This window comes from Polynucleobacter sp. 39-46-10 (assembly GCF_002282275.1).
This window is the reverse complement of record NZ_NCJB01000018.1, coordinates 1-23,319: the sequence shown is the minus strand read 5'-3', so window position 1 is coordinate 23,319 and position 23,319 is coordinate 1. Positions and strand designations below refer to the sequence as shown.

Annotated in this window: 25 protein-coding genes; 9 read left to right on the top strand and 16 right to left on the bottom strand. The window is 47.0% G+C overall.

Annotated elements, in window-relative coordinates; genetic code table 11:
• The first annotated feature begins 26 nt into the window (after positions 1–26).
• The 4 genes from B7X71_RS03120 to B7X71_RS03105 are packed head-to-tail and all read left to right on the top strand — an operon-like array spanning position 27 to position 3,360.
• A complete protein-coding gene (locus B7X71_RS03120; RefSeq protein WP_293600191.1) occupies positions 27–911 on the top strand; it encodes a branched-chain amino acid ABC transporter permease in 885 nt (294 codons plus the stop codon).
• A 16-nt stretch (positions 912–927) separates the two neighbouring features.
• Entirely contained in the window at positions 928–1,887 is a 960-nt protein-coding gene (locus tag B7X71_RS03115; RefSeq protein ID WP_293597741.1) for a branched-chain amino acid ABC transporter permease, read from the top strand.
• Positions 1,887–2,642: an ABC transporter ATP-binding protein gene (locus B7X71_RS03110; protein ID WP_293597740.1), complete on the top strand. Its 756-nt coding sequence runs from the start codon at positions 1,887–1,889 to the stop codon at positions 2,640–2,642. The genes B7X71_RS03115 and B7X71_RS03110 overlap by 1 nt, the downstream gene beginning before the upstream one ends.
• A 13-nt stretch (positions 2,643–2,655) precedes the next feature.
• The gene (locus B7X71_RS03105; protein ID WP_293597739.1) at positions 2,656–3,360 is read left to right on the top strand and encodes an ABC transporter ATP-binding protein; all 705 of its coding nucleotides are present in this window, start codon (positions 2,656–2,658) and stop codon (positions 3,358–3,360) included.
• A 19-nt stretch (positions 3,361–3,379) separates the two neighbouring features.
• Here the strand turns inward: B7X71_RS03105 and B7X71_RS03100 are convergent, their stop codons facing one another.
• Positions 3,380–3,883 carry a YqaA family protein gene (locus B7X71_RS03100; RefSeq protein ID WP_293597738.1) on the bottom strand — a complete coding sequence of 168 codons (504 nt, stop codon included), beginning with the start codon at positions 3,881–3,883 and terminating at the stop codon, positions 3,380–3,382.
• 187 nt (positions 3,884–4,070) lie between these two features.
• Here B7X71_RS03100 and B7X71_RS03095 point away from each other — a divergent pair, with 187 nt between their 5' ends.
• Both B7X71_RS03095 and B7X71_RS03090 read left to right on the top strand, forming a co-directional pair.
• A complete protein-coding gene (locus tag B7X71_RS03095; protein WP_293597737.1) occupies positions 4,071–5,240 on the top strand; it encodes an acyl-CoA dehydrogenase family protein in 1,170 nt (389 codons plus the stop codon).
• Positions 5,241–5,279: 39 nt separating this feature from the next.
• Positions 5,280–6,464 carry a CaiB/BaiF CoA-transferase family protein gene (locus B7X71_RS03090; RefSeq protein WP_293597736.1) on the top strand — a complete coding sequence of 395 codons (1,185 nt, stop codon included), beginning with the start codon at positions 5,280–5,282 and terminating at the stop codon, positions 6,462–6,464.
• Here B7X71_RS03090 and cls read toward each other — a convergent pair.
• Genes cls through B7X71_RS03075 form a run of 3 tightly spaced genes read right to left on the bottom strand, consistent with a single transcriptional unit; the run spans position 6,461 to position 8,885 of the window.
• Positions 6,461–7,936, bottom strand: coding sequence for a cardiolipin synthase (cls, locus tag B7X71_RS03085; protein WP_293597735.1), 1,476 nt, complete (start codon positions 7,934–7,936; stop codon positions 6,461–6,463). The genes B7X71_RS03090 and cls overlap by 4 nt on opposite strands.
• Positions 7,933–8,685, bottom strand: coding sequence for an endonuclease/exonuclease/phosphatase family protein (locus tag B7X71_RS03080; RefSeq protein WP_293597734.1), 753 nt, complete (start codon positions 8,683–8,685; stop codon positions 7,933–7,935). The genes cls and B7X71_RS03080 overlap by 4 nt, the downstream gene beginning before the upstream one ends.
• A complete protein-coding gene (locus B7X71_RS03075; RefSeq protein ID WP_293597733.1) occupies positions 8,685–8,885 on the bottom strand; it encodes a hypothetical protein in 201 nt (66 codons plus the stop codon). The genes B7X71_RS03080 and B7X71_RS03075 overlap by 1 nt, the downstream gene beginning before the upstream one ends.
• A 66-nt stretch (positions 8,886–8,951) precedes the next feature.
• Between B7X71_RS03075 and B7X71_RS03070 the strand changes: the two genes are divergently transcribed.
• Positions 8,952–9,647, top strand: a complete 696-nt coding sequence (locus tag B7X71_RS03070) for an ABC transporter permease (protein ID WP_293597732.1) — start codon at positions 8,952–8,954, stop codon at positions 9,645–9,647.
• Positions 9,640–10,350, top strand: a complete 711-nt coding sequence (locus B7X71_RS03065) for an ATP-binding cassette domain-containing protein (protein ID WP_293597731.1) — start codon at positions 9,640–9,642, stop codon at positions 10,348–10,350. Before B7X71_RS03070 ends, B7X71_RS03065 begins: the two co-directional genes overlap by 8 nt.
• Here the strand turns inward: B7X71_RS03065 and B7X71_RS03060 are convergent, their stop codons facing one another.
• The 12 genes from B7X71_RS03060 to B7X71_RS03005 form a co-directional block, all read right to left on the bottom strand.
• Complete coding sequence (locus tag B7X71_RS03060; RefSeq protein ID WP_293597730.1) at positions 10,351–10,620, bottom strand: hypothetical protein; 270 nt, start codon at positions 10,618–10,620, stop codon at positions 10,351–10,353.
• Positions 10,621–10,630: 10 nt separating this feature from the next.
• Entirely contained in the window at positions 10,631–11,647 is a 1,017-nt protein-coding gene (locus tag B7X71_RS03055; RefSeq protein WP_293600190.1) for a formate dehydrogenase subunit gamma, read from the bottom strand.
• A 94-nt stretch (positions 11,648–11,741) separates the two neighbouring features.
• Entirely contained in the window at positions 11,742–11,978 is a 237-nt protein-coding gene (locus tag B7X71_RS03050; protein ID WP_015421359.1) for a hypothetical protein, read from the bottom strand.
• A complete protein-coding gene (gene fdh3B / locus B7X71_RS03045) occupies positions 11,975–12,634 on the bottom strand; it encodes a formate dehydrogenase FDH3 subunit beta (protein WP_293597053.1) in 660 nt (219 codons plus the stop codon). Before fdh3B ends, B7X71_RS03050 begins: the two co-directional genes overlap by 4 nt.
• 27 nt (positions 12,635–12,661) lie before the next feature.
• Positions 12,662–15,646 carry a formate dehydrogenase subunit alpha gene (locus B7X71_RS03040; protein ID WP_293597054.1) on the bottom strand — a complete coding sequence of 995 codons (2,985 nt, stop codon included), beginning with the start codon at positions 15,644–15,646 and terminating at the stop codon, positions 12,662–12,664.
• Positions 15,647–15,708: 62 nt separating this feature from the next.
• The gene (locus B7X71_RS03035; protein ID WP_015421362.1) at positions 15,709–15,930 is read right to left on the bottom strand and encodes a hypothetical protein; all 222 of its coding nucleotides are present in this window, start codon (positions 15,928–15,930) and stop codon (positions 15,709–15,711) included.
• A gap of 116 nt (positions 15,931–16,046) precedes the next feature.
• The gene (locus B7X71_RS03030) at positions 16,047–16,691 is read right to left on the bottom strand and encodes a molecular chaperone TorD family protein (RefSeq protein ID WP_293597055.1); all 645 of its coding nucleotides are present in this window, start codon (positions 16,689–16,691) and stop codon (positions 16,047–16,049) included.
• Positions 16,688–18,778, bottom strand: a complete 2,091-nt coding sequence (locus tag B7X71_RS03025; RefSeq protein ID WP_293597056.1) for a 4Fe-4S binding protein — start codon at positions 18,776–18,778, stop codon at positions 16,688–16,690. Before B7X71_RS03025 ends, B7X71_RS03030 begins: the two co-directional genes overlap by 4 nt.
• Positions 18,779–18,788: 10 nt before the next feature.
• Positions 18,789–19,349, bottom strand: coding sequence for a DUF3306 domain-containing protein (locus B7X71_RS03020; RefSeq protein ID WP_293597057.1), 561 nt, complete (start codon positions 19,347–19,349; stop codon positions 18,789–18,791).
• Positions 19,349–19,870 (bottom strand): DUF3305 domain-containing protein, encoded by a 522-nt coding sequence (locus B7X71_RS03015; RefSeq protein WP_363926619.1) that lies wholly within the window; start codon positions 19,868–19,870, stop codon positions 19,349–19,351. The genes B7X71_RS03020 and B7X71_RS03015 overlap by 1 nt, the downstream gene beginning before the upstream one ends.
• A gap of 24 nt (positions 19,871–19,894) precedes the next feature.
• Positions 19,895–20,983 (bottom strand): iron-sulfur cluster carrier protein ApbC, encoded by a 1,089-nt coding sequence (apbC, locus tag B7X71_RS03010; RefSeq protein ID WP_293597059.1) that lies wholly within the window; start codon positions 20,981–20,983, stop codon positions 19,895–19,897.
• Positions 20,984–21,113: 130 nt separating this feature from the next.
• Positions 21,114–21,308 (bottom strand): heavy-metal-associated domain-containing protein, encoded by a 195-nt coding sequence (locus tag B7X71_RS03005; protein ID WP_293597060.1) that lies wholly within the window; start codon positions 21,306–21,308, stop codon positions 21,114–21,116.
• A gap of 73 nt (positions 21,309–21,381) precedes the next feature.
• Between B7X71_RS03005 and B7X71_RS03000 the strand changes: the two genes are divergently transcribed.
• Positions 21,382–23,319 (top strand): cation-translocating P-type ATPase (locus B7X71_RS03000; protein ID WP_293600189.1); only part of this gene is annotated, 1,938 nt, incomplete at its 3' end.

The window sequence follows — 23,319 nt, the reverse complement described above, 5'->3', positions numbered from 1 at the left end:
GAAGGGGAGTTTTTCTGAGTACATATATGACCGGTCTTACATTTGAACTTTTCTGCATGCAGCTGCTAACAGGAATTGCCTTGGGCAGTATTTATGCACTTCTAGCACTGGGTTTGTGTCTTATTTTTGGCATGCTCAATGTTGTGAATTTTGCCCACGGCGCCTTCTTCATGGTGGGCGCATTCATGGGCGTCTATTTCCTAGGCGTAACAGGCAACTTTTGGTTTAGCTTAATTCTCACACCCATTGCCACTGGAGTACTTGGATTACTAACTGAGCGATTCCTGGTCCGCCCTCTTTATGGCCGAGGCATTGACTATCCACTCCTCCTGACTTTTGGACTGTCTTATGTCTTGATTGAAGCAATGCGCGTCACCTTTGGTATCGAAGGTCTACCATCTGTTACCCCTGATGGACTTAAAGGCACCCTCGATGTTGGCATTGGCTTCTTCCCCAAATATAGACTCTTCCTGATTGCTGCCACAGCCGTCATTATTTTTGCGGTCTGGTTCTTTATTCAGAAGACCCGCTATGGCCTGATAATTAAAGCTGGTGCCGCTGACCAAGAGATTGTCAAAGTGCTTGGAGTAGATATTGCCAAAGTATGGCTCATGGTATTTGGCCTTGGTTGTGCGATTGCCGGCCTCTCCGGAATATTGGCCTCACCTACCCGCTCGGTTAATCCAGAAATGGGCATTCCAATCTTGGCGGAGTCTTTTGTAGTCACGGTAGTTGGTGGCATGGGCTCACCGGTAGGTGCCGTTGTTGCAGGTTTATTGGTTGGCGTAGTCTACAGCATGACCTCGCTATTCTTCCCCGACCTTTCCGAACTCTCCATTTTTGTTTTGATGGCGGTAGTGCTCCTAATCCGACCACAAGGTTTATTTGGCAAAGCGGGGGGAATGGGTTAATCCCCCCTGGATATTTATGAAATCATTTTTCCAACTCATTGCGCGCCATCGCGTGTTAGCAAGCAGCCTCTTCTTGATGATCTTTCCTTTCATCATGCCGTATGAAGCTCTTGCTATCAACATCCTAATCTTTGGATTATTCGCCATGGGGTTCAATCTCCTGTTTGGCTATATGGGCCTTCTATCATTTGGTCATGCAGCATTCCTGGGTATCGGCAGCTATCTGACTGGTATTGGTATCGTCCATTACCAAATGCCCTGGGGCACTGCAATTCTGGTGGGTGTGATTGGCGCTGCTATCGGTGGATTGATTATGGGCTTCCTGGCGATTGGCACCAGAGGCATCTACTTCTCCATGGTCACCCTGGCTTTAGGCCAAATTGTTTTTTATGCTTTTTACAAGGCTGAGAGTTTGACCGGTGGTGAGAATGGCTTAAGGGGTGTTCGTGTTGATTCCTTCAATATTTTTGGCATCCCAGTAGATTTTCTAAATCCACTCGTGAAGTACTACATCATTCTCTTTTTTGTAGTCATTGCCATATGGCTTATCTCTCGAATCCTGAACTCACCTCTTGGCGCTGTAATGGAAGCAATTCGTGAGAATGAGAAGCGCGCTGCGGCTTGCGGATTTGATGTCGCACGCACAAAGCTATTGGTCTTTGTATTGTCAGCTGCCATCTGCGGCTTAGCAGGTTCATTACGCGCTCTCCACCTGTCGATTGTTCCAATAGACTCTCTGCACTACCTCCAATCTGGACAAGCAGTAATGATGAGCATCTTGGGTGGCATGGGTACTTTCTTTGGGCCGTTTGTTGGTGCTGCCGTCATGCTTTATTTGGAGGATGTGGTCACCACTTTCACCAGGCACTGGATGGCCGTCATTGGACTGGTATTTATGTTCTTTGTATTGTTCTTCCCTAAAGGAATCTGGGGAACCATCTTGAACAAGCTAAACCTCAATCAGGATTCGAAATAATGAGTAGCTCAAACCAATCCCCCATCCTTGAGGCTCGCAATGTCAGCAAGAGCTTTGGGAAATTTAAAGCCCTGCAGAATGTGTCGACCACATTTATGCCCGGCTCCCTCACAGCAATCATTGGCCCAAATGGCGCAGGAAAGAGTACATTCTTTAACGTCCTCAGTGGAGCCTTTCCCCCTTCAAGCGGCCAAATTTTATTTAACGGTAAGGATATTACCGGCATGCAGCAATATGAATTTGCTCGCATCGGCATCTCTAAGAGTTTTCAGATTACCAATGTATTTAAACAGCTCACCGTCCATGAAAATGTCCGCGTTGCTGCACAAATGGAAACAGCGCGCTACAACTTTTTACGTAATGCGCAAAGCTATCCCGGACCAATTGAGCTTGCAGACCAACTGTTACGTCGAGTCAATCTAGAGCACCTGCGAAATAAAAAGACGGGTGACCTAGCTCATGGTCAACAACGCGCATTAGAAATTGCTATGGCGCTTGCCTGCAATCCAAGCCTGCTGTTGTTAGACGAACCCACTGCGGGGATGTCCCCCGAGGAGACTCTCGTGATGATGGATCTCATTCGCACGTTGGCAAATGAAAGAACCGTCATTTTGGTTGAACACAAGATGAAACTAATTATGGGTTTATGCAAACGCATCATCGTTCTGCATCATGGTGAGTTTTTGGCCGAAGGTACTCCAGAAGAAATTCAAAATAATGCAGAGGTACGACGTGTGTACCTAGGCCAAGGTTAACGAAGGTTTATATATGTTGCGTGTAGAAAATTTAAATGCCTGGTACGACCGCAGTCATGTTCTTCAAGGTGTATCTTTGGAAGTAAATAAGGGTGAAATCGTTACCTTAATGGGACGTAATGGTGCCGGCAAGACTACTACCCTGCGATCTTTAATGGGTCTACTCTCGAAGAGAGAAGGTAAGGCCTCTATTGATGGTATCTCTTTCTTGGATCTTGCAGCTCATGAGCGCTACCACCTGGGTTTAGCTTACGTCCCAGAGGATCGACGCATTGTTCCAGGATTAACTGTCAAGGAAAATTTAGAGTTAGGCGTTATCGCAAAGAAGAGTCTTGGTGACATGAGCGCAATGGTCGATGAAATTGCTGAAACCTTTCCCCGCCTCAAGGAGAGATTACATCAAGATGGAACATCGATGTCAGGCGGTGAGCAGCAGATGCTAGCAATCGCACGAGCTATGATTGCGAAACCTAAAGTCATCCTTTTAGATGAGCCTTCAGAAGGCATCATGCCAGTCTTAGTGGAAGAAATGTTTGAACTGTTTGCCAAACTCAAGCAGCAGGGCTTAACCATCCTGTTGGTTGAACAGAATGTTCAACAAGCACTCAAGATTTCTGACCGTGCCTACATTCTGGATCAAGGTGAGATTGTCTTTCATGACACGGCTCAGAACCTCCTCAATAACGACGAGATTCAACAAAAGTATTGCGCTGTTTAATGCTTTTTTGGGGAGCTTCTTAGATGATGTGAAGCCATTCCCCCAATTGATGCCAGACACTATTGGGGACTAGGGTTAATAGCCACGTCATAGTGAGATAGCGCAGTAGTTTGCCGATAAACATATAGATGAGGCAAGGTCCCCAAGCCAGCCTGAGCCAGCCCGCCGCTAAACAAAGGGGATCGCCAAAACCAGGCAACCATGACAATAGCAGCATCTTTGGCCCCCGCTCTTCAAGCCAGCGCTGCATTCTGCTGTTAGAAGGCCCCTTGAGAGACTCGAAACTATTGCGGCTCAGCAGCCCAAGCCACCAATCAAACATGCCACCCAAAGTATTGCCAATAGTGGCAACAATAATGGCGATCCAATACAAGTGAGGATTGACTGAAACATACCCAAAAAGTATCGGCTCGGAACCCACGGGTAACAAAGTTGCAGAGATAAAAGCACTAATAAATACCGCTGGTAAGCCAATTGATGGCATCCCAAAAAAGTCGAAGAACTGGCTGAGCATTTGCTCCATTAATTCAGGAGCCCTGGTGGATTAGTAGGTAAGGGCCTGGTCATTCCCTAAGTATGCCCCAATAGGCACTCAGCCCCATCTTGCGCCTAATGATTCTTGCTTACTTCACTCTGCCCGCAATTCTGATTTCTTGCTTAAACTGTAGGTATTGACCTATTCACTAACCACCATTTTTATAGATAGCCCTATGAATCACCCGATCCCCAAGCCAGACCAATACCAAGACATGCGTGAAGCCTTACGTGACCTTTGCGGGAGTTTTGACTCCGCATATTGGCAAAAAGTAGATCATGAAAGAGCCTACCCAGAAGCCTTCGTTGATGCGATGGCTCAAGCTGGTTGGTTGGCCGCCTTGATCCCTGAGGAATTTGGCGGTTCAGGCTTAGGCCTTGCTGAAGCCTCAGTAATCATGGAAGAAATTAACTTCTCCGGCGGCAATGCAGGCTCCTGTCATGGCCAGATGTACAACATGGGCACATTGCTGCGACATGGCTCTGATGTGCAGAAAAAGCTCTACTTACCAAAGATTGCTACCGGTGAACTGCGCCTGCAAACTATGGCAGTTACTGAACCCACTACAGGCACTGACACCACCAAACTTAAAACTACTGCCGTCAAAAAGGGGGCTAAGTATGTTGTGAATGGCCAGAAGGTTTGGATCTCCCGTATTCAACATTCTGATTTGATGATTCTCTTAGCGCGCACTACTCCGCTCGCAGAAGTAAAGAAAAAATCAGAAGGTATGTCGATCTTTATCGTTGATCTCAAAGAAGCGATTGGCAAAGGAATGACAATCCAGCCGATTGCTAATATGGTAAATCATGAAACCAATGAAGTCTTTTTTGACAACCTCGAAATCCCTGCAGAGAATTTAATCGGAGAAGAGGGTCAAGGATTTAAATATATTCTTGATGGGCTTAATGCAGAGCGCGTCCTGATTGCAGCGGAGTGTATTGGTGATGCCTATTGGTTTGTAGATAAAGCGCGTCGCTACGCCAATGAGCGCGTAGTATTTGATCGCCCTATCGGCAAGAATCAAGGCATTCAGTTTCCAATTGCAGATTCGTATATTGAGACTGAAGCAGCCAATCTGATGCGCTTTAAGGCTTGCGAGCTATTTGATGCCAAGCAAGCTTGTGGCGCTGAGTCCAATATGGCGAAGTACCTAGCTGCAAAAGCATCCTGGGAAGCAGCGAACGTGTGCTTACAAACCCATGGTGGTTTTGGCTTTGCTAATGAATACGATGTCGAGCGCAAGTTCCGAGAAACCCGCCTCTATCAAGTGGCGCCCATTTCGACAAACTTAATTTATTCCTATGTAGCTGAGCATGTTCTCGGACTGCCCCGCTCCTTCTAAATCAGATCTTTTCATTCAACCGGTTGGATAAGTAATTACATGAGTATTCGCCCTTTAGATGGCATCACCGTTGTTTCTCTGGAGCACGCTATTGCCGCTCCATTTTGTACGCGCCAGTTAGCAGACTTAGGCGCACGAGTTATTAAGGTAGAGCGGCCTGGTGCTGGCGATTTTGCCCGCGCATATGATGAGCGCGTCAATGGTATGTCGTCCCACTTCACCTGGGTGAATCGCTCTAAAGAAAGTCTAACCTTAGATCTCAAACAAGAATCTGCCCTCGCAGCCCTCAAGACACTGCTCAAAACAGCAGATGTGCTCGTACAGAACTTAGCTCCTGGTGCGGCAGCACGCATGGGTCTGACTGCAGAGCTCTTGCAAAAAGACAATCCAAGTTTAATTTTGTGCGACATCTCAGGCTATGGGAATAATGGTCCTTATCGTGACAAAAAGGCTTATGACTTGCTGATTCAAAGTGAAGCTGGATTCTTATCGGTGACCGGCACTCCCGAAACCCCCAGCAAAGCGGGTAACTCGATTGCCGATATTGCCGCAGGCATGTATGCCTACACCAATGTACTGGCTGCACTTTTACAGCGCGGTAAAACTGGCAAAGGATCTACTATCGACGTTTCCATGCTCGAGTCTTTGGGTGAATGGATGAGCTATCCGCTCTACTACGCCTATGAAGGTGCCACCCCTCCTCCGCGCAATGGCGCATCTCATGCCACGATTTATCCCTACGGGCCATTTAAGGCGGGCGATGGTGGCACCATCATGCTGGGACTTCAAAATGACCGTGAGTGGGTTTTATTCTGTGAAGTGGTGCTCGAGAATCTAGCTTTAGCCAAAGACGAGCGCTTTGATAAAAACTTCAAACGTAATGAGAAGCGAGATGAACTGCTCTCCATCATTGATGCTTGTTTTAGTAATCTCACTACCGAGCAAGTCATTGCAAAACTAGATCAAGCCCAAATTGCCAATGCCCGTCTAAATGATATGCAAGGCTTATGGAATCACGATCAACTCAAAGCAAGAGATCGCTGGGTACAAGTGGAGTCACCTGTAGGGCCTGTTCCAGCCATGCTACCCCCTGGTAGCAATAACACCTTCGACTACCGCATGGATGCCATTCCCGCCGTTGGGCAGCACACCAATGCAATCCTATCGGAGCTGGGTATTTCAGTAAGCCAAATCGAATCGATGCGCGCTCAAGGCGCGATTTAAAGTAAAGGCGAAGAGAGGTGGGCGGCGTTCTCTAACATGACACGCCAACGCGGTCGCTTACCCCATCTGACTGAATCCACCATGTCAGATTGAGCTAAATAGGATTCAATCAAAGTCTCCAGCTTGGCGCAAAACGCATCGTTGTACACGATTAAGCTAATTTCAAAATTCAATCGTAAGCTTCGTTGGTCAAAATTCACCGAACCAAAAATTGCCACCCGCTTATCTATCAGCAAGCTCTTGGTATGTAACAAGCCACCATGGAACTCGGCGATATTAACGCCTGCACTCATCAGGTCAGAATAGAAGCTGCGACTACTCCAAGCAACCAATGTCGAATCATTTAATTTAGGAACAATTAAGGTGACCTTTACGCCTCGACCAGCAGCCGCCATCAAAGCCTGAATCAACCCATCATCTGGACCAAAGTATGGCGTAGTAATAGTGAGCTCTTCGCGCGCATCCATGATGGCCGAGAGAAGTACTTGATACAAGATATCGTCACGATAGACCGGTCCAGACGAAAACTCTTGGGCCAAGACCTTGCCTTCTTGCGGACTGGGGGCTGGCGCCACATCATTAAAGTGCGTAATCTTCGGATTATCAACACTCCAGTCAAAAGAGAATGTCAGCTCAAATTGGGATGCAATCGGTCCTTCAATTCTGACCATGGCATCAACCCACTCACCCACACCGGAATCCTGCTTGAAACTGCGCGGATCAACCATGTTCATACTGCCAGTCCAAACAATGGTGTTATCGATCACAAATATTTTTCGATGTAGCCTTAGGTCAGCGCGGCGAAACTGGAAGCGGCCAATCTGAATTGGCAATGCCTCAGTTACCTGAATGCCAGCATTTCTGAAACGATTTGGCCATCTGGATTTAAACCAGTTTTTGCTACCCAAGGAATCAAGTAAGACCTTACAAGTTACACCGCGTTTAGCAGCCGCGATTAAGGCCTCACCAACGCGGTCCGCATCACCGCCGAGAGCCCAAATATAAAACTCCAAGTGCAGAGTTTTCTTTGCCTGATTAATCTCATCAATGAAATACTGCAAGATCTCTAAGGAGCTAGTGAACAGTTCAATCTTGTTGCCCGCAATGACAGGAGAACCATTTTTAGCCTCCGCCAATACACTCAAGGCTCTACCTTCGATTGGTAGCAACTGCTTGTCAGCCTGATAACACTTACGCGTACTCTCAGTGATCGCGGCGTACTCTTTATCCATGCGAATAATTTTTCGAGTGAGCTGGCGACCCACGGGACGTTCACCAATCAGAATGTACAGGCTGATACCAATCAATGGGAATAAAACGACAATCAGAAACCAGGCCAGCACAACACCAACTGGCCTTCTCACTGAAATTAATTTAAATCCAAATAGAATCACAATGATGACATGTGCTATTGGCACCCAAATAAGAGATTCGCCAAAAATGGATCCGAGTAAAAAATTAATAATGTTCATAAAATCTCAAGTTCTGCTGCAATGCCTAAGTGATCAGATAGTTTCAACCAGTCGTGCATTATCTCTGCAGAATGGATTTTCAAGCCTCTTACATAAATTCGGTCCATCGCTAGCATCGGCTTTACGCTAGGGAAGGTTTTTGCAGGGGCGCCTGTTAGCACCTCAAAAACTTCATCAAAACCAGCGACGCGCATCGGTGCACTGATGCGATTACGCCAATCATTAAAGTCACCCGCCACAATAGTCGGGCCACCCTTGGCAAGCGAATCAATATAACGAATAATTTCTTCCAGCTGACGCTCTCGCCCTCTTTCAAATAAAGCCAGGTGCACGCAGAAACAATGGATTGGTGTTGCAACACCCTCTAGCTGAGTAATGCTATGAAGTAAGCCGCGCCGCTCAAATCGATAGGCCGAGATATCGTAGTTTTCACCCTTATGCAAAGGTCTTTTAGAAAGAATGGCATTACCATGATGACCATCCGGGTATTCAACATTCTTGCCGTAATGCCAATCATGCCAAAAATCTTCGGATAAGAAATGGGTCAGCTCAGTCAAAGGCCATTGACCAAACCTTCTGATTCGCCCGCGATGTTCTTGCTGAAGCTCTTGCAAGAAAAGTAGGTCTGGATGATGGCTACGCATTTTTTGACGCAACTCATAAATCGTAGATTTTCTATGCAAGGGCGATAAACCCTTATGCACATTAATACTCATGACGCTAAAGCGGCCTAACTGTAATTGCGTCACTAAAACTGTCCTGCAGCACGGTGTCGCCTGACGCGTGCTAAATAGATTTCACCTTCAACCAGATCTTGGCATTGCATACATTTATTGCAAATCGATGCCTGTTCACGCAACTCATCAATAGAGTCGATCGGATGGGTATCGAGATATTCACGAAGATCGACATCGAGAACCTCATTACAGAGGCAAATGACTTCAGCCATAAGTTATAAGAAGGGAAATTATTTGCATTTATGCCATTTTGCCATCGCCTTGCTAGAATCAAGCCCATGTTGATTACCTTTCGGGATGCCTTTATGCTCCTCGCGCATTTAGATGCCGGGGTGATGGGCATTGTCCTAGTCTCTTTACAGGTCAGTCTGACGGCACTTCTCTTGGGCACCTTGATCGGACTGCCTTTAGGGGCACTTTTGGCGACCGAAGAATTCAATGGCAAAAAGACGATTACAGTTGCCTTAAATACCCTCATGGGGGTTCCGACAGTCATTGTAGGTGTCGTAGTCTACCTATTACTCTCCCGTACAGGGCCTTTAGGGGTATGGGGATGGCTTTTTACACCCAACGGCATGATCTTGGCGCAAACATTGCTTACAACCCCCTTAATTGCCGCCCTAAGCCGTCAAATCTTGGAGGACTCTTGGAGAATTCATCGGGATTCTTTCATGGCACTTCGCTTACCCCGAATGGCCGCCCTAAAATGGCTGATTTGGGACTGCCGTTTCTCGCTCACGATTGCCATTTTGGCTGGTTTGGCTAGAGCGATATCCGAGGTGGGTGCCGTGATGATTGTGGGTGGCAATATAGACCAGTCCACCCGCACCATGACAACTGCCATTGCTTTAGAAACTAGTAAGGGAGACTTGCCCTTGGCGCTTGCCTTAGGCATTATTTTGCTCGGTATTGTGCTGCTGGCCAACCTCTTCACATTTGTAGTTCGCCAAGTTGCGGAGCGTCGATATGGTTAATAGCTCTGAACAATTTCAGCAATTCATTGAATTGAAAGGCGTCATCGTCAAAAGTGATGGGCGCATCATCTTAGATATTCCGCATGCAGTTATTCCTGCCGATCAAATTTGTGCCTGCATTGGGCCCAATGGTGCAGGCAAAACAACTCTCCTAAAATTACTTGATGGTTTAATCAAACCAGATTCAGGCACTGTCACCCACTCTAGCGGCCCGATCAAATCATCCCTTGTATTGCATCACACACCCATGATCAAGGCTTCAGCAAAAGCCAATATTGCTATGGTGAAAGATGCCGACCCTTCAATTAACTCTACTGATATTGATGCGGTTATGGAGCAGATCGGATTAAGTCATCTTGCCAACACCCCTGCGCATAAACTCTCAGCAGGTGAAAGACAGAAACTCTGTCTAGGTCGAGCTATTTTGCAAAAACCCAATTTGGTTTTGCTTGACGAACCTACTGCTAACTTAGACCCGAATACTACGGAGCAAGTCGAAGAAATCGTACGTCAATTTAAGCTTCAAGACACTAACGTCATCTTCACATCTCACCAACTTGCACAAGTACAAAGAATTGCAGATTACATCCTCTTCATTGATCAGGGTCAGCTAAAAGAAAAAGGACCCGTAGGTCCTTTCTTTGCCGATCCTCAGACACAAGCAGCTAAGCGCTACTTACATCAAGAGTTGCTCGCCGAGTAATTACTTTGCTGCTGGTGCTGCAGCTACAGGCGCAACAAATGGGGGTGGTGCAACACAGGCTGCAGGAGCTGGAGTACCAGGAACCCTAAACTTGTCTGCCACACGATTCATAGCCTGACAAAGCTGGAACCCCGCTACCTTGTCGCCATAAGCCGCTTTTGCTTTTGCCAAAGTTGCGGCCGCTTGAGCTTCAGGCGTCAACGGAGGCAAAGTAGCAAATGCAGTAGTAGTAGCCATTGAGCAGAGTGTGAAAGCAATGATTTTTTTCATGGCTTTGTCCTTATTTATTAATCTTGTTGTACCAAATTTCATGGTGTTCCTTAGCCCAAGTTGCGTCAACGTAGCCAGTCTTCATGCCGTCGATTGAGCCCTGCATACCAATCGTACCGATATAGATGTGGCCCATTGCCATAGCTGTCATCAAAATAGCCGCAGAACTATGAATGATGTTGGCTAATTGCATAGTGCCACGCAAGTACTGAATATCCATGAATGGCACGATCATGTCGAGCACAAATCCAGAGGCAGAAATAATCAAGCCCAAGAAAACCATGCCGAACCAAAACCAGAACTTCTCGCCAAAGTTAAAGAATCCAGCTGGCACATGCTTACCAGAGAAAATACCACCGAAAGACATTAACCATGCCATGTCACCCTCTCCAAAAATATTCTTACGAACAAAGAGGAAAAAGAAAATCACGATGCTTAATGTAAATAGCGGACCAACAAAGTTATGAATGCTTTTGCAAACCATCAAGAAGGAGCCATAAGCTGCGCCGCCCATCAATGGCATTGCAAAGTACTTGCCGTACAAAATTAGTAAGCCAGTAAATGCCAAGGCAATGAAGCTAAATGCCATTGTCCAGTGTGTCAGGCGATCGAAGCCATTGAAACGCTTAATTTTTGTGCCAGATAAGGGCTCCTGCAACTTAATTGGGCCTTTAAACATATACATCGCAATCACACCAAAGAACGCAAGCGCTAGGAGCCAGCCGCCATAAACGGTAATCACGCCATTGCGAATCAAGCGCCATTGCTGACCTGAGCGCTGAATAAGAACACTCGCCTCTTTATCTGGAATGCTGACATAGTTATAAGGATCGCTATTGGCTGTATCCCAAATGACACCCTCTTTAGGAGCTGTGTTCGCTGGTTGAGATTGCGCTTGTGTGCCACTAGGAATCGCATTGAGATTCTTAGGAATATCAATTCCGCTTGGCGATGGCAAAGGCTGCATTGGCGCACGTTCGGCCAAAGAAACCCCACTCAACAAACTCAGTGATACGCCCAGAGCCAAGACCCAGGGACCCAGGAGCGACTAACACTTGAAAATGATCGATTCATACAAATATCCTTAAACGTTTTCGTTTTATTTATTGTTGTTTAACTGATCACTTAGCGCGTGAATACTCAGATTGCTTCTGATTGCGCTTGTTAATCGCCTCCGTCCAACTAGCTTGATCACCTGGAGTCCAACCCTTCGTCATAAATCCGTTGTCAGCACCCATATAAGGAGCTACATCAGGACGCTTTGCAGCTTTCGCTGCAATTTCAGGAGGTTCGGAGCAAGCTGCCAGCAAAGCACCAGCCGCTAAACATACGCCGAGAGTTTTGAAATTGAATTTCATGACTTTGCTCCTGGAATTTTGTCAGCAGGTGTTGGCTTAGGTGCAGGTGAGCCTGAAGGGCCGTAGGCCGTAGACCAACCAAAGATGTCGTTACTTGGATATCTGCCATTCGCTTCACGAACTGAAACACGTTTAGCATAAATAGAAGAAATCACTTCGTCATCGCCACCAATTAAAGCTTTTGTTGAGCACATCTCAGCACATAAAGGCAACTTGCCTTCTGCCAAACGATTGCGACCGTATTTCTCAAACTCAGCAACGCTTCCATTGGCCTCTGGACCACCACTACAGAAGGTGCACTTATCCATCTTGCTGCGTGAACCAAAGGCGCCTTGACTCAAGAACTGAGGTGCGCCAAACGGGCAAGCAAAAGAGCAGTAGCCACAACCGATACAGATGTCTTTGTCATGCAAGACCACACCCTCGTCGGTGCGATAGAAACAATCTACTGGGCAGACAGCCATACAAGGCGCATCTGAGCAGTGCATACAAGCAACTGAGACAGATTTCTCTTGACCAATTACACCGTCATTTACCGTGACAACACGGCGACGGGTAATGCCCCAAGGTACTTCGTTATCGTTTTTACAAGCCGTGACACAGCCGTTGCACTCAATGCATCGTTCTGTGTCGCAGATAAATTTCATTCTTGCCATGGTGTTCTCCTGACTTTATTTTTTAACTTAGGCAAATTTTTCGATTTGGCACATGGTGGTTTTGGTTTCTTGCATCATCGTTACCATGTCGTAGCCATAGGTCGTTGCAGTATTCACCGCCTCGCCTAGAACTACTGGGGAAGCACCCTCTGGGTAATATTTACGCAAGTCGTTACCTTGCCACCAACCGGCAAAGTGGAATGGCACGAAAGCTGTGTCTTGGTCAACACGTGGGGTTACCAACGCACGAACCTTGATCTTGGCACCCGTTGGTGACTTAACCCAAACATAGTCCCAATGCTTAATGCCTCGAGATTCTGCAGCCTTAGGATTGATCTCCACAAAGTTTTCTTGTTGCAACTCAGCCAACCATGGGTTGGAACGAGTTTCGTCTCCTCCACCTTCGTACTCAACTAAACGACCAGAGGTCAGAATAATTGGGAACTTCTCGTAGAGCTTCTCATTCAAGTTCTTATCCTGAACTGTTTTATAGAGAGTCGGCAAGCGCCAGAAATTCTTCTTGTCCGCAGATGTTGGGTACTTACGCATCATTGGAGCATTGGTACTGTAGAGCGCTTCACGGTGAGTTGGAATGGCGTCAGGGAAGTTCCACACTACCGCACGAGCTTTCGCATTACCAAATGGATGGCAACCGTTTTTCATCACAACGCGCTGTATACCACCCGAGAGGTCGGTCTTCCAGTTTTTACCTTCGGCAGCCTTTTGCTCATCTTCAGTCAGCTGATTCCACCAACCGAGTTTTTTCACGAGCACGTGGTCAAATTCTGGGTAGCCAGTAGTAATCGCTGAACCCTTAGAGTAAGAGCCATCTTCAGCCAACAAATTCTTGCCGTCTTTTTCCACGCCAAAGTTGGCACGGAAGTTACCGCCACCTTCCATCACACTCTTACTAGTGTCATAGAGATTTGGTGAGCCTGGATGCTTGATAGCGGCGGTGCCGTAGCAAGGCCAAGGCAAGCCATAGTAATCACCTGTTGTGTCATAACCAGTTACTGGATCAACACCGCCACGTGACTTCAAGGTCTTAGGATCAAATACGCCAGCCATTCTCATGTGCGCTTTTAAACGCTCAGGAGTTTGACCGGTGTAACCAATTGTCCAAACTGAACGGTTGATCTCACGCAAGATATCTTCGATCTGCGGCTCTTTCCATTGCTTACCAGCAAATTTGGAATTGAGCATCTTGTAATTCTTTGAAAGCTCTTGACCAAAACCAAGCCGATCTGCAAACGCTTGCATGATCACGTGGTCAGGAACAGACTCAAACAATGGATCGATTACTTTCTCGCGCCACTGCAATGAGCGGTTTGAAGCTGTGCATGAACCTGTTGTCTCGAACTGAGTTGTAGCTGGCAACAAGTAAACATTGCGGTTCTTGTTAACAGAATCACCCTCTGCAGGCGGCATAGCTGCCATTGCCGCAGTTGCACTTGGATATGGGTCAACAACAACTAGTAAATCCAACTTATCCATCGCGCGCTTCATATCAAGACCGCGAGTTTGTGAGTTTGGTGCGTGACCCCAGAAGAACAAACCTTTTACATTGGTCTGCTGATCAATCATGTCATTCTTCTCAAGCACTGCGTCAACCCAACGAGAAACCGTAGTACCGGATTTCTCCATCATGTCGGGCGCATAGCGACCCTTGATCCACTCGTAGTCAACACCCCAAACAGTTGCGAAGTGCTTCCATGAGCCCGCTGCAAGACCATAGTAGCCAGGTAATGAATCTGGGTTAGGACCAACGTCAGTTGCACCTTGAACGTTATCGTGACCACGGAAAATGTTTGCGCCACCACCGGACTTACCAATGTTGCCTAAAGCCAATTGCAGGATGCAAGACGCACGAACCATAGCATTACCAATGGTATGCTGTGTTTGACCCATGCACCAAACTAGAGTGCTTGGGCGATTCTTGGCCATTGTTTCTGCAACTTTATAAACCTGCGCCTCTGGAACGCCGCAAGCCTCTTCAACGTTCTTAGGAGTCCACTTTTCCATCACTTCTTTGCGGATCTGGTCCATTCCGTAGACACGGTCATTGATGTACTTCTTATCTTCCCAACCATTGTTGAAGATGTGATACAGAACACCGAACAAGAATGGGATATCTGAACCAGAGCGAATGCGAACATACTGATCTGACTTCGCTGCAGTTCGGGTGTAGCGTGGGTCAACTACGATGACCTTGCAACCGTTTTCTTTGGCATGCAACAAGCTAAGCATAGACACTGGATGCGCTTCTGCAGCGTTAGAGCCAATGTACAGAGCTGCTTTGGCATTCATCATGTCGTTATAACTATTGGTCATCGCACCATAGCCCCAGGTATTTGCAACACCGGCAACTGTTGTGGAGTGACAAATACGGGCTTGATGGTCTGTGTTATTGGTTCCGAAGAAAGAAACCCACTTACGCATTAAGTAAGATTGCTCGTTATTGTGTTTTGATGAGCCAATAAAGAAGAGTGAATCAGGGCTGTACTTGCTACGCAAATCTTTCATCTGCGCAGTAATTTCAGTCAAAGCTTGATCCCAGGAAATGCGCTGATATTTACCATCAACCAACTTCATTGGGTAACGCAAACGGAAGTCACCGTGGCCATGCTCACGCAAAGATGCGCCCTTAGCGCAGTAAGCACCCAAGTTAATCGGGGAATCAAATGCGGAGTCTTGACGAACCCAAACACCATTCTCAACAGTAGCATCAGTGGCGCAACCTACGGAACAGTGGGTACAAATTGTTCTCTTAACTTCAATTTTGCCCTTGCCGTCCAGCATAGCCTTGCTTTGCTCAGCAGAGGCTTTTTGCACCAATGTTAATTGGCTTGCCGCAATACCAGCACCTACGCCGACACCTGAGCGCTTGAGGAAGGTACGACGATCCATCGTTGGTACCGCAGACTGAAGCCCGCGTGAGAGGCTACCGATGAGGCGTGATGCAGGCGTAGCACGACTGCTTTGTGGGGTATTGGATTTACGAGTCAGACTCATATGTTGTCCCTGAGAAATATTTTTATTTAATTATTTGGAAACGACTTCATTAATAACTGGATTTAAAGCATGGTGGTTTCGTAGTACTTACGAATGTGCGCAGACAACTGATAACCGTCATCTTTGCCTTGAACAGTACTGCCAATTTCTTGAATTACTGCCTTACCAATTGAAGTTTGCGAAGCAACAGCAACAGCACCAACAGTGGCACCCGCTCCGATAAAAAACTTTCTGCGTGACGGCTTGTTTTCTTCGTTTACTGCAGTTGCGGATTTAGTAGTCATCGCATGCTCCTAGTTAGTGCAAATTTGATATAGATCAAAGTGTAATTGGTAATTGTATTTTTTGCATATTTGGAATTAATTTTTTTCTAGGGGTTTTCCTCTTGTGCAGCGCAACATTAAATCATGTCAAAACTCTGCCCTTCGATGGCCAAAAATTCCCTGGTTAAGGCAGCGACTGGGTGATAGAGATGCATATCTGGAATACCTTCTATCGCATCGCACAATTCGTCATACCAGGTGCGGATATGGCTATTGAAAAAGGCGCGCTGGTTTGTGAGGTTGGAAATCTCGACATCATCCCCTGCTATGAGGTATCTCATGACCTCACATAAGGCCGATAGATGATCTTCTGTCTCAGTGACCTCTTCAGCCGATTCCAAACCAAAAGTATCTAAATCGCGGCGTATATCCACCAAAGGCTTCTCGTTTAAATGGCCAGCCATATAGAACGAGCCATTCAAAATCACATTTGGGCGACCTACACTAATGAAATTGCGATCAAACTCCTCATGCCAGGCTTTGGCAGGGTTGTTTTTAGCAACTTCAACCACGCTATGCCAAACCTTGGCTAGCGGAGCATCTTCGGCCTTTGTCTCTTCTCCATCCGGAATAGAAGCTGCTATTTGATCCAATAATTCCTGATCGGGCGGCTGATGAAAGAATCTAGCAATCAAACCATATAAATCTGCTCTGGCCAAATCCTCTGGTAGCCCTACGTCACCAATCTTAGTAGATGCGGCTTCTTTTATCTGTTCACTCATAACTCTTTCTTCACCATATCGACAACACGACAATCACTGCACATCTTCAGTCTATCGAGCGCCGCGCCAGCAAATGCCCCATGCGCACCCAATTTCACCAACATCAAATCCACCATCTTTGCCGTTCCAAATACTTTGCCGCAGCTGATGCAATGGAAAGGTTTGGTTTCGTTAATCTCTACTTTTTGCTTGCGCTCTTCTACCGTCTTCAAGCGAGGCGCCAAGACCAAAGCTTGCTCCGGGCAAGTTTTGACACAGATGCCGCACTGAACGCACTGCTTTTCAATAAAGGAAAGCTTGGGTTCATCCAGGTTGTCTAGCAGCGCACCCTCAGGACAGCTGCCGACACAAGACATACAAAGCGTACAGGCATCCTTATTGATGTTGAGGCCACCCAAGAAAGAAGATTTAGGCAGAGCAACCCCGCCTGCAGGAAGCGGTGTTTTAGCTTGCTTTTGCAAATGCTCCAATACCATCTCAACGGTTTCACGTTTTTGATTACCAAGACCAAAGCTAGCAGGTGAACAAATCGCTGGCAGAGCGCCGCGCTGACGCAGCTTGGCCATTGCAGCAGATGCCGGTTGTAGATCTTCCGCGGAGTCGAGTTGTATTAGCGAGAATCTGGCATCAAAACCATATGCTGACAAAATAGCATTACCCAAATCAGCCTGTGTTTCGAGTGCAGCACGATACGCTGGATCCTCATCGCCAGTCAGCAATAAAACCACTTCACCAAAACCATAGCTAAGTGCACCAAGCCATAAATCCAAACCAGTGGAGGCAATATGCTCTATGCCATAAGGCAATACGAAGGATGGCAAAGCCTCATATTGCTTTGGTCTTAAGTGAGCCAAGCGTCCTAGAGAATCTAGGACTTGAGTTCCAGTCTTGAGTGAATGCAACAACAAGGCTGGTGCTTGCACCTGTTTGATCTTGGCACTCTCAGCAGTAAACACATTGGCAAGAGTTTTAATTTCCCTGCCTTGATGAGTCACGCTTGGGTAGTTGTAGCGCATTGCGCCAGACGGACAGACTGTTGAGCACGCACCGCAACCCATACATAAATTCGGATTGACCTCTACGGTGCCTTGCCCATTTTTAAACAAGGAAGATATAGCGCCTGTAGAACATACATCGATACAAGCACTGCACCCCACTTTACCGTTACGACCGTGCGCACAAATCTTTTCGGTATAGGCAAAATATTTAGGCTTTTCAAACTCACCAACTAAACCCAGTAATTGGCTTGCAACCAAAGATTGCTCGAGTGGATTCTGACCAGGGGCGAAGTAACCTTGCGGTGTTTGGCTCATGCGCATCTGCGGATCAGTGCGCAGATCCATAATCAAATCAAACTCAGAACTACGCTGACGCTCTACGCGATCAAAGTTAATCGCACCAATACCAGCACATGCCGTGATACAGGCGCGATGGGATTTACATTTATCTAAATCAATCTGAAACGATTCATCAATCGCGCCCTCAGGACATACCTCAACGCAAGCTCCACAGCGTGTACACATCTCCGGATCGATTGGGTTTTGCAGGTCCCACTCCACGGTGAAATTACCGAGATAACCCTCGAGCTTGGTGATGTTGCCTGTATAGATCGGGAAGTTTCTTGCGATAGGCATTGCGCCAGGTTTAGTACATAAAACAGAAACATCAAGAGAGTCGCTGAGTTTTGCAGCCCAAGGCAAAGCTTGATCACCAGGCCCAACAATGAGTAAGCGGCCTTGGCTTTCATAGTTCACTACTGGAACAGGATCTGCCTCTGGCATATCTGCCAAGGCAAGCAATGCAGCAATCTTCGGCATGGAAGATTTGGCTTCTTGAGTCCAGCCAGCCACCTCACGAATATTTACAAAGCGCAAAGGCGCCACCAAGGGTTTTTCAGATTGCTCGGCCAACTCACCAAATAAAGCGCGCTCTTGAGTGCACGCGATAACAATCGAATCACTACCATCAAATGCTTTGAGGACCGAGCTAACTTCTTGTCTGCATAAGGAGGTATGAATGGTGACGCCCAGCGCCTTTGAATCCAAAGGCATGGTTCCGTTGCAATTACAGACTAATTTTTGACTCATCGATTTCTTCTTAACTGGTTTTCTTATCCACGGATAAGGGGTCTTTATCCCCCACTTCCTGAATAGGCGTTGGTGTGGATGTTAAATCAGTCTGGGGAGCTAGGGGTAAAGCCTGTTCCTCCTGCCCAGAAACTGGATTGGCAGAAGTTTGTGTGCTCGGGCCATTCTCCTCATCATCTTTACGGAAGATGTTGAGCATGTCTGACTGCACCATGCGCTTGAGCATTTCCAAAGGAATGGGATCTGGCTTGGAGTAATCGTCAATATAGATATCCAGGCCGTCCATGATGTTGAAGTGAGGATCTGAAAACATCTTCTTCATAGCCGCCTGCTGGACCGCAGGATCTACATCTGGCTTCATAAAAGCCGAAAAATCAGGGGCAAAGCGGTCTATTTTCTCGACGTCCTCGAGTGTTGCCGATGGAGGAGTTTCTTGAGCATCGGCATTGAGCTTGTTTGCCTCTGAACTGGATGCTAATTCTTGCTTAAGTTGATCACTTGGTTTTTTCTCGGGCTCGAGCTGCTCTCCAGACTTGAGGCGCGACCAACGATTCAGGAATCCGCCAGCCATTAATCCTCCAACCCACGATTGGCGCCTTTGAATGATTCAGGACGATGTCGTTTCTTAGGTTCAGGACGGTAATGCTCATTGACATACTCTTGCAACCAAGAAGCGTGCTCTGACGATAGAGGGATGTTGTCCACTGATTCACCGCCATCCAATAAGCGCCCTGCTTCGTTGTAACTTACACAAATGCGGTGCGGGACAGCAATGGTTGCTTCCGATTTGGCTAACTCGATAGACTGAGTATCAATATAGCGCTCAATGTCTTCTTCTAGACGCCACATTACAAACCAGCAGGGTTGGGTTGCGGATAGGTTGAGGTAGTATCCCTCACCTTCGTCCGGAAAAAGATTAAGTTCATACCCGGTAAATAACCAAGACTCACCTTGATCATCACGACCTAAAAACTGGCCAACAATTTTTCCCTCATCAGCAGATGCATTATTGAATTGCCCAAAATCTGGCAATACCTCCTGAGGCACCCACCGATAGGAAATCCAGGGGTTATCAACAAACTGCTTACGCATGAGAACTGCAAAACGCATAAGGCCTCAGGTGTTCTGAACCACGATATTAGGAAATTTACTACTCATATCTTTTGACAGCGTTGCTACTTTAATGGCAACCTGTCTTGCAATCGTCTTATAGATTGCACTGATTGCGCCATCAGGATCAGCCACCACTGTTGGGCGCCCTGCATCAGCCTGTTCACGAATAGATAAATTCAGGGGTAAGGAACCCAAAAAGTCTGTGCCATATTCTTGACACATCTTCTGACCACCACCTGTACCAAATACATGCTCTTCATGGCCGCAACTTGGGCAGACATAGGTACTCATATTTTCAATGATGCCCACAATCGGAACGCCAACCTTCTCAAACATCTTGAGGCCCTTACGTGCGTCAAGCAAAGCAATATCTTGAGGAGTGGTCACAATGACCGCGCCAGTAACAGGCACCTTCTGAGCCAGCGTCAACTGAATATCGCCAGTACCCGGCGGCATATCCACAATCAGGTAATCCAGATCGCGCCAGCGAGTCTGACGAAGCAGTTGCTCTAAAGCAGAGGTGACCATTGGGCCACGCCACACCATCGGTGCATCATCATCAATCAAGAAACCAATTGAGCTTGCCTGAAGGCCGTGACCTTCCATCGGCTCCATCGTGTTTTCTTCAATGGACTCGGGTCTGCCTGTAATGCCGAGCATCATCGGTTGACTTGGGCCGTAAATGTCTGCATCCAACATGCCGACTTGCGCTCCTTCGGCAGCCAAAGCTAAGGCAAGATTGACTGCAGTAGTTGACTTTCCTACCCCACCCTTACCGCTGGCTACCGCAATAATATTTTTTACATTCGGCAATAGCTTGACTCCGCGCTGAACCGAATGCGCAACGATTTGGCTACCGATATTCACGCTGACATTTTTCACTTCAGGCAATTCGCGGAGCACAGCAATCACCGATTTACGAATAGCATCAAACTGACTTTTTGCTGGATACCCCAGAACAATGTCTAGACTGATATCTCCGCCCTCTACACGAAGGTTTTTGACTCTCTTTGCCGACACAAAATCAATTTTTGTATTTGGGTCAACCAAGCCTTTTAATGCTGTTTGCACAGCCTCTACAGTAAGCGCCACCGACTTCTCCTAAGATAAACAATCCCGCGAGGGAACCTCAATAAGGTCTATTGAGATGTATTTCGAATAATGGAATAGTAGGTAGATTAACCGCACCTGCAAAAAATTGCTAAAGCCGGATTTTTTAGGCTTATTGAGATACTGGAAATCCTGCATCTGTGATCAGCTGTGCTGCTAGCTCAGGGGAAAGCCTGGTTTCCAGGTTTACCAACTGGGTTGCTAGGTCCACCTGAACTTGAGCCTGAGAGTCTTGAGCCTGAATAGCTCGGGTAACGGCATTGATGCAGCCACCACAAGTCATCCCTGAAACTTTGAGCGTAAACATAACTACTCCTTCAAAACTGTCAAAATGCGGTTGTTGGTGGCTTTTTTTCACCTTGCAGTAGATTATCTTCTACATGAACCCCCAAAAACAGACCAATTCAGAGTTTTTTAGCCTCGATATCGGTGGAATGACCTGTGCCTCGTGCGTCAGTCGCGTAGAGAAGGCTTTGGATAAGATTCCTGGGATAGAAGCCGCTAGCGTTAACTTAGCCACCGAACAGGCTAGAGTTCGGATAAAACGTGGCGCATCTAACCTCGCAGAAATCATTGCGCTAGTTAAAAAGACAGGTTACGAGGCTAAAGAGAGCTCCGTTCGGGGTAATTTGGATCAAAAAAGAGTCAAGTCATTTTGGGCGGCTGACGGTTTGGGTCGTGTCGTCTTGAGCTTCCTGCTTTCTGCGCCACTCTTCTTACCGATGTTCTTCATGCCTTTTGGTGTTCACTGGTCTTTATCAGGCTGGTGGCAACTCGCCCTAGCTACACCAGTGCAGTTCATTTTAGGCTGGCGTTTCTACGTGGCAGGCTATAAATCCTTAATGGCTGGTGCGGGCAATATGGACTTACTAGTTGCCCTAGGCACCAGTGCTGCCTATGGGCTCAGCCTTTATATTTTGCTTACCTCAAGCCATGCGCATGAACTCTACTTTGAAGGATCGGCGGTCATTATTTGCATGGTCTTATTAGGCAAATGGCTAGAAGCGCGCGCCAAGCAACAAACCAGTGAAGCGATTCGCGCCTTACAAAAACTCTGGCCTGAACATGCAAAAGTTTTAAACGCTGATCTTGAACTTCAGAGTAATGCGGGTGTAGATGAGGACAAATACCGCGACTTACCCTTGGATCAAGTGCTACCTGGGGATCGGGTATTCATACTTCCTGGTGAGCGCATTCCGGTTGACGGTGTCATTTTGTTGGGCGCTAGCCACGTTGATGAATCCCTGCTCACCGGTGAAAGTGAGCCCATTAAAAAATTAATTGGGGCAAAAGTAATTGGTGGCGCATTAAATGGTGAGGGTGTGCTGATAGTGGACGCTCAAGCAGTTGGCGTTGAAAGCGTGCTTTCGCAAATCATTAACTTAGTAGAAGAGGCGCAAACACAAAAGGCGCCGATTCAAAAGTTGGTGGATCAGGTGAGCGCAATCTTTGTGCCTACTGTAATTATTCTTGCGCTCATTACTGGTATCGGCAACTGGCTTTACTTAGAGTCCATCTCCATCGCAATCTTGCGCGCCGTCTCGGTTCTTGTTATCGCTTGCCCCTGCGCACTTGGCTTAGCCACTCCAGCAGCAATCATGGCTGGCACTGGTATAGCCGCACGCTTTGGCATTCTGATTAAAGATCCACAAGTATTGGAGTTGGCCCATAAACTCAATGTCGTTGCGTTTGATAAGACTGGCACATTAACCATTGGTAAGCCACGTATGCTTGCCCTCCTTCCTTTTGATCAATCATCTACAGATATTGATCAAATTCTCGCTAGTGCTGCAGGCCTGCAATTAGGAAGTGAGCATCCTTTGGCTAAAGCGCTCCTGGATGCATCCAAAGAAAAAAGTGTCACGCCGATTGCTGCCTCATTGAATAAAGGCTTACCGGGCATTGGAATTGAAGGCATGCCCTCCGCGGGTCCTTTCATGGGTCAAACGCTTCGCCTGCAAAGTGTGGCCTCCCTGGAAGCTAGCAGTCAATACACTCTCATTTTGCAAAAGGCGCAAACCTGTTTTGAGCAGGGTCAGACTGTTTCCGTTCTGATAAATTTAGGTAGCTCAGGTACGCAAGCGCCAACTCCAATTGCTGTAATTGCTTTTGGAGATGAGCTCAAGCCCAATGCCAAATCAGCGGTTGATGCATTGCATGCATTACAGATTCGTACAGTAATGCTCTCTGGCGATAATGTAGCTGCTGCAAACCGCGTAGGAAAAAGGATCGGCATTGATGAAGTCTTTGCTCAAATCATGCCCAGCAATAAAGCAGAAATCATTCAGCAACTACAGGGCACTACTAAGAGCACTACT

Bases quoted from the DNA above. Each gene is read 5' to 3' on its own strand.
- B7X71_RS03115 (WP_293597741.1), top strand. From the start codon at position 928: ATGAAATCATTTTTCCAACTCATTGCGCGCCATCGCGTGTTAGCAAGC.
- B7X71_RS03120 (WP_293600191.1), top strand. From the start codon at position 27: ATGACCGGTCTTACATTTGAACTTTTCTGCATGCAGCTGCTAACAGGA.
- B7X71_RS03060 (WP_293597730.1), bottom strand. From the start codon at position 10,620: ATGAAAAAAATCATTGCTTTCACACTCTGCTCAATGGCTACTACTACT.
- B7X71_RS03110 (WP_293597740.1), top strand. From the start codon at position 1,887: ATGAGTAGCTCAAACCAATCCCCCATCCTTGAGGCTCGCAATGTCAGC.
- cls (WP_293597735.1), bottom strand. From the start codon at position 7,936: ATGAACATTATTAATTTTTTACTCGGATCCATTTTTGGCGAATCTCTT.
- B7X71_RS03100 (WP_293597738.1), bottom strand. From the start codon at position 3,883: ATGGAGCAAATGCTCAGCCAGTTCTTCGACTTTTTTGGGATGCCATCA.
- B7X71_RS03050 (WP_015421359.1), bottom strand. From the start codon at position 11,978: ATGAAATTCAATTTCAAAACTCTCGGCGTATGTTTAGCGGCTGGTGCT.
- B7X71_RS03035 (WP_015421362.1), bottom strand. From the start codon at position 15,930: ATGACTACTAAATCCGCAACTGCAGTAAACGAAGAAAACAAGCCGTCA.
- B7X71_RS03040 (WP_293597054.1), bottom strand. From the start codon at position 15,646: ATGAGTCTGACTCGTAAATCCAATACCCCACAAAGCAGTCGTGCTACG.
- B7X71_RS03075 (WP_293597733.1), bottom strand. From the start codon at position 8,885: ATGGCTGAAGTCATTTGCCTCTGTAATGAGGTTCTCGATGTCGATCTT.
- fdh3B (WP_293597053.1), bottom strand. From the start codon at position 12,634: ATGGCAAGAATGAAATTTATCTGCGACACAGAACGATGCATTGAGTGC.
- B7X71_RS03070 (WP_293597732.1), top strand. From the start codon at position 8,952: ATGTTGATTACCTTTCGGGATGCCTTTATGCTCCTCGCGCATTTAGAT.
- B7X71_RS03090 (WP_293597736.1), top strand. From the start codon at position 5,280: ATGAGTATTCGCCCTTTAGATGGCATCACCGTTGTTTCTCTGGAGCAC.
- B7X71_RS03065 (WP_293597731.1), top strand. From the start codon at position 9,640: ATGGTTAATAGCTCTGAACAATTTCAGCAATTCATTGAATTGAAAGGC.
- B7X71_RS03020 (WP_293597057.1), bottom strand. From the start codon at position 19,349: ATGGCTGGCGGATTCCTGAATCGTTGGTCGCGCCTCAAGTCTGGAGAG.
- B7X71_RS03015 (WP_363926619.1), bottom strand. From the start codon at position 19,870: ATGCGTAAGCAGTTTGTTGATAACCCCTGGATTTCCTATCGGTGGGTG.
- B7X71_RS03105 (WP_293597739.1), top strand. From the start codon at position 2,656: ATGTTGCGTGTAGAAAATTTAAATGCCTGGTACGACCGCAGTCATGTT.
- B7X71_RS03025 (WP_293597056.1), bottom strand. From the start codon at position 18,778: ATGAGTCAAAAATTAGTCTGTAATTGCAACGGAACCATGCCTTTGGAT.
- B7X71_RS03095 (WP_293597737.1), top strand. From the start codon at position 4,071: ATGAATCACCCGATCCCCAAGCCAGACCAATACCAAGACATGCGTGAA.
- B7X71_RS03030 (WP_293597055.1), bottom strand. From the start codon at position 16,691: ATGAGTGAACAGATAAAAGAAGCCGCATCTACTAAGATTGGTGACGTA.
- B7X71_RS03005 (WP_293597060.1), bottom strand. From the start codon at position 21,308: ATGTTTACGCTCAAAGTTTCAGGGATGACTTGTGGTGGCTGCATCAAT.